General features: G+C 37.7%; 5 protein-coding genes. 1 reads left to right on the forward strand and 4 read right to left on the reverse strand.

Features of this window, described 5'->3' with window-relative positions; genetic code table 11:
* On the forward strand, positions 1-603 hold a 603-nt coding region (locus CBG25_RS15560; protein ID WP_290603686.1), incomplete at its 5' end, for an integrase core domain-containing protein.
* Between the two features lie 33 nt (positions 604-636).
* On the opposite strand, the gene CBG25_RS15565 is transcribed toward CBG25_RS15560, so the two are convergent.
* The 4 genes from CBG25_RS15565 to CBG25_RS15580 all read right to left on the reverse strand — a co-directional run.
* Positions 637-816 (reverse strand): hypothetical protein, encoded by a 180-nt coding sequence (locus CBG25_RS15565; protein ID WP_290607794.1) that lies wholly within the window; start codon positions 814-816, stop codon positions 637-639.
* Between the two features lie 72 nt (positions 817-888).
* Positions 889-2,094 carry a MobP1 family relaxase gene (gene mobP1, locus CBG25_RS15570; RefSeq protein ID WP_290607796.1) on the reverse strand — a complete coding sequence of 402 codons (1,206 nt, stop codon included), beginning with the start codon at positions 2,092-2,094 and terminating at the stop codon, positions 889-891.
* Between the two features lie 5 nt (positions 2,095-2,099).
* Complete coding sequence (locus CBG25_RS15575; protein WP_290607798.1) at positions 2,100-2,606, reverse strand: hypothetical protein; 507 nt, start codon at positions 2,604-2,606, stop codon at positions 2,100-2,102.
* 351 nt (positions 2,607-2,957) lie between these two features.
* Positions 2,958-3,343 (reverse strand): hypothetical protein (locus CBG25_RS15580; protein ID WP_290607800.1); only part of this gene is annotated, 386 nt, incomplete at its 5' end.

Here is a 3,343-nt window from a genome sequence, read left to right on the forward strand (position 1 = left end):
AAGAAAGCACAGGATGATGAAGCCAGTGGTGAGATTGAAACAGCACATCCGGGTTACCTGGGGTCGCAGGACACTTTTTATGTTGGTCATTTAAAAGGTGTTGGTCGTATCTACCAACAAACTTATATTGATACTTACTGCAAAGTCGTTCATTGTAAACTTTACACAACGAAAAGTTCGATAACTGCTGCGGATTTATTAAATGACAAGGTTCTGCCTTTTTATGCCCAACATGGATTACCGATATTACGTATACTGACGGACAGAGGTAGTGAATATTGTGGTAAAGTTGAGCATCACGATTATCAACTTTATCTGGCTATCAACGATATTGATCACACAAAAACTAAGGCACGCTCGCCTCAAACTAATGGAATTTGTGAACGTTTTCATAAAACCGTATTACAAGAGTTCTACCAGGTAGTTTTTCGTAAGAAAATCTACGGTAATTTAGAGGAATTACAAACTGATTTAGATAAATGGTTAGAGGAATACAATAACCAGCGTACTCATCAAGGAAAAATGTGTTGCGGTCGAACACCCATAGCAACTTTACACGATGGAAAACAAATTTGGAGAGAAAAAGATTTAAATCAAATTTAGCCTGACAGATACTGTATAAATAACCGGTAACTGTCAGATCAAGTCTGAGCTACTACAAATATATAAAGCCACTGCCAACACATAACGGGAAACATGGAGGGATTTTTTCAATACATTTTTGAGTTGTATTTTTAAATTATTTTTCCGTTTTTTCACTTTCAATGATTGTAAAGCTTCTTTTCCGGATTGAATATCAATGACATTATTTTTCATTTTTACCTTCTTGAAGGTTATTCTGTGAGTTCAGAATCAGTATTTCAGCTGCAATACTGTTTGGTATTTTCGTTAAAATCCTGCCCCATCATGCAATCCGAACATTTTTTTAAAGGCTTTATGTTCAGGTGAATTTTGTAAAAATCCGTGCTTGGCGGTAAGTGCCAATGATTGACGTTGGGCGAGTTTACGCGCTAGCTGCAATTGTTTTTGCTTTTCATCGGGATGCAAAGTAATAATTTTTTCTATCTGATAGCTTCTATCTCGTTTTACATTGATATTTTCAATATGCCAGTTATTACGTTTGCTTTCCCTGTAACCAGATATCTCGCCTTTATTGTCATATAACGGACTTCTTATCGTGGTAGGTTCCAGTTTTTTTATTTTGACTAATGCCCCTTTTGTTAACTTCTCTGGCTCAAAGTGGTTTTTAAGGTCTTGCCCCCAAATTTTCACCCGTTTGCCTTTATTCAAAGTCTCATATTCAATAAAAGGGGTATATTTCCCTTTCCCATTATACATTGATTGACCAAAATAAACGACACGATAAACCGATTGGCGCTCTTTAGGTTGCATGGATTGATGATGTTCTATTTCATGTTTAAGTTCAGGACTATATTGAAAATTTGCAGCAACATCATAGCCTTTTTCTTGCAAGGAATGACAAAAATCAACACGTATTTTACGACATGCTGATTTATCTAAATCAAGACGTTTTCCGGTTTCTTCATTAAGCAACTTAAAATTAACATGCACATGAGGATGTTCTTTTTTATCCTCATGATAAACTGCCACAAACGCATGACCCGCATAGTTTTTTTTCATCGTTTGAACAACCGAATCAATTAAATCTTTCCGACTAACATTCGCTTTTGGAGGCGGCGAAAAAACCAAATTTTTAACATGGGCGATATTTTCACCCGCATATTTTTTATTATAATCATTTCCCTCTGCTAACGAGTCAGTCGCAATCTGATTAAACAATTTACCTTGTCCGCTAAACTCGGTGCCTTGACCATCATAACAATAACCTTGAAGCTCACCTTCTCGAGTAATGTACTCAATACTGTTGTTTATTCCAGCTAACGTTGTTCCTGCGCCTGTGATTTTAAAAGCGACTTCATTACTGGGTTTATAACCCCATGATTTTGGTTGATGACCTTGTTTAACTTTATAGTTAAAGGCAGAGTTTGAGGCACGACGACTACGAAAAGATGACTTTTCAGCTTGCCCTTTTGCACGCTTTATACGGTAATCGTAATCCGTCTTAACACCCATTTTAATCACCCAAAACGGTTTAATGCATGGTCACGAAGGGATTCCACTTGTGACACTAAATCAGACATAATAGCCATTAACTGACGAATGTCTTGGCGAAATTCCGGATCGTTCACCGTACAATATCTGCCTCCCTTAATGACATAGGCAATATTACGACCAATACGTTTTGCTTCACTATTCACTTTACGCAACGCTTCAATTTCAAACGGATATAAACAAGGATGTTTTGGAAATAACGTTTGCCTTAAACGTAAAGCTATTTCACGACTTAGGCTAGTTCCATGAGCAGTAGAATAACTTTCTAAAGCATCTCTTTCATAATCATGAAGATAAACAGAAACTCCAATAATTTCTGATTTTTTAGGGGGGGTGAAATGAGTTTTTACCTTACCCAATTCAAGAACATGTTCTTTTGCCATCTGATTGATGGACTTAAAACCTTTTGATTTTGCCATGACTTCAGCTTGAGCATGTTGTTCATCTGTTAAGTTGAACTTAATTTGTTTCATTTTCCCTCCAATAGAGCCAACTGCAAGTTCAGGCAAAACCTTGTGTTTTGGGGATTGCGAGTAAAATGTACCATTTTACATTACAATCCCTATCCTGGGGGGGGGGGGGGGGGGGGGGGTTTTTATGGCATGATTTTCCCAACCTTGGCTCATCTAGATACCCAATATTTCATTATCATTAGGGTAATAAGGGGGCGAAACTAGACATACATAACCTCGTATACTCAACGTACTTAAAGATGCATCCACCTATCCAGCAAAAGGCACGTACGGTAAGCCTTTCGCTTAGCCTTCCCGTGCATCTTGAAGTTTATTGAGTATATAAACCGATTGATATCATAACATACGACATTACCCATCATTCGCTACCTGCCTTGTTTCATCATCCTTGATTTTAGCCTCTTTCTCCCAGATACCAAGTAGTCGATGGAATGGCATCACATCATTTAGAAAACTGATTAACGCCTCTCCCAATAACGCAATAATACAAACTACCGCAAGGATTGGGATGGTATAGTTATTCGGCGCAATGAAATGTTTTCCCAGATGGAAGTAAGTGACAAGACAAATCCCCCCACCAAGAAAAATTATCACGCCTTTAAATCCATACAGTAGCGCGAGCACAATACCTGTTACCGTATGTAAGCTACTGGCAACCACAAGCCGAATGGAAAACCAAACCCAATGAATACTTTTTGAAAAAATTTTTAAACATTTGGCAAAAAAACGCTTCCGTT

It is taken from the genome of Arsenophonus sp. ENCA (assembly GCF_002287155.1).
Classification (GTDB): Bacteria; Pseudomonadota; Gammaproteobacteria; order Enterobacterales; family Enterobacteriaceae; genus Arsenophonus; species Arsenophonus nilaparvatae.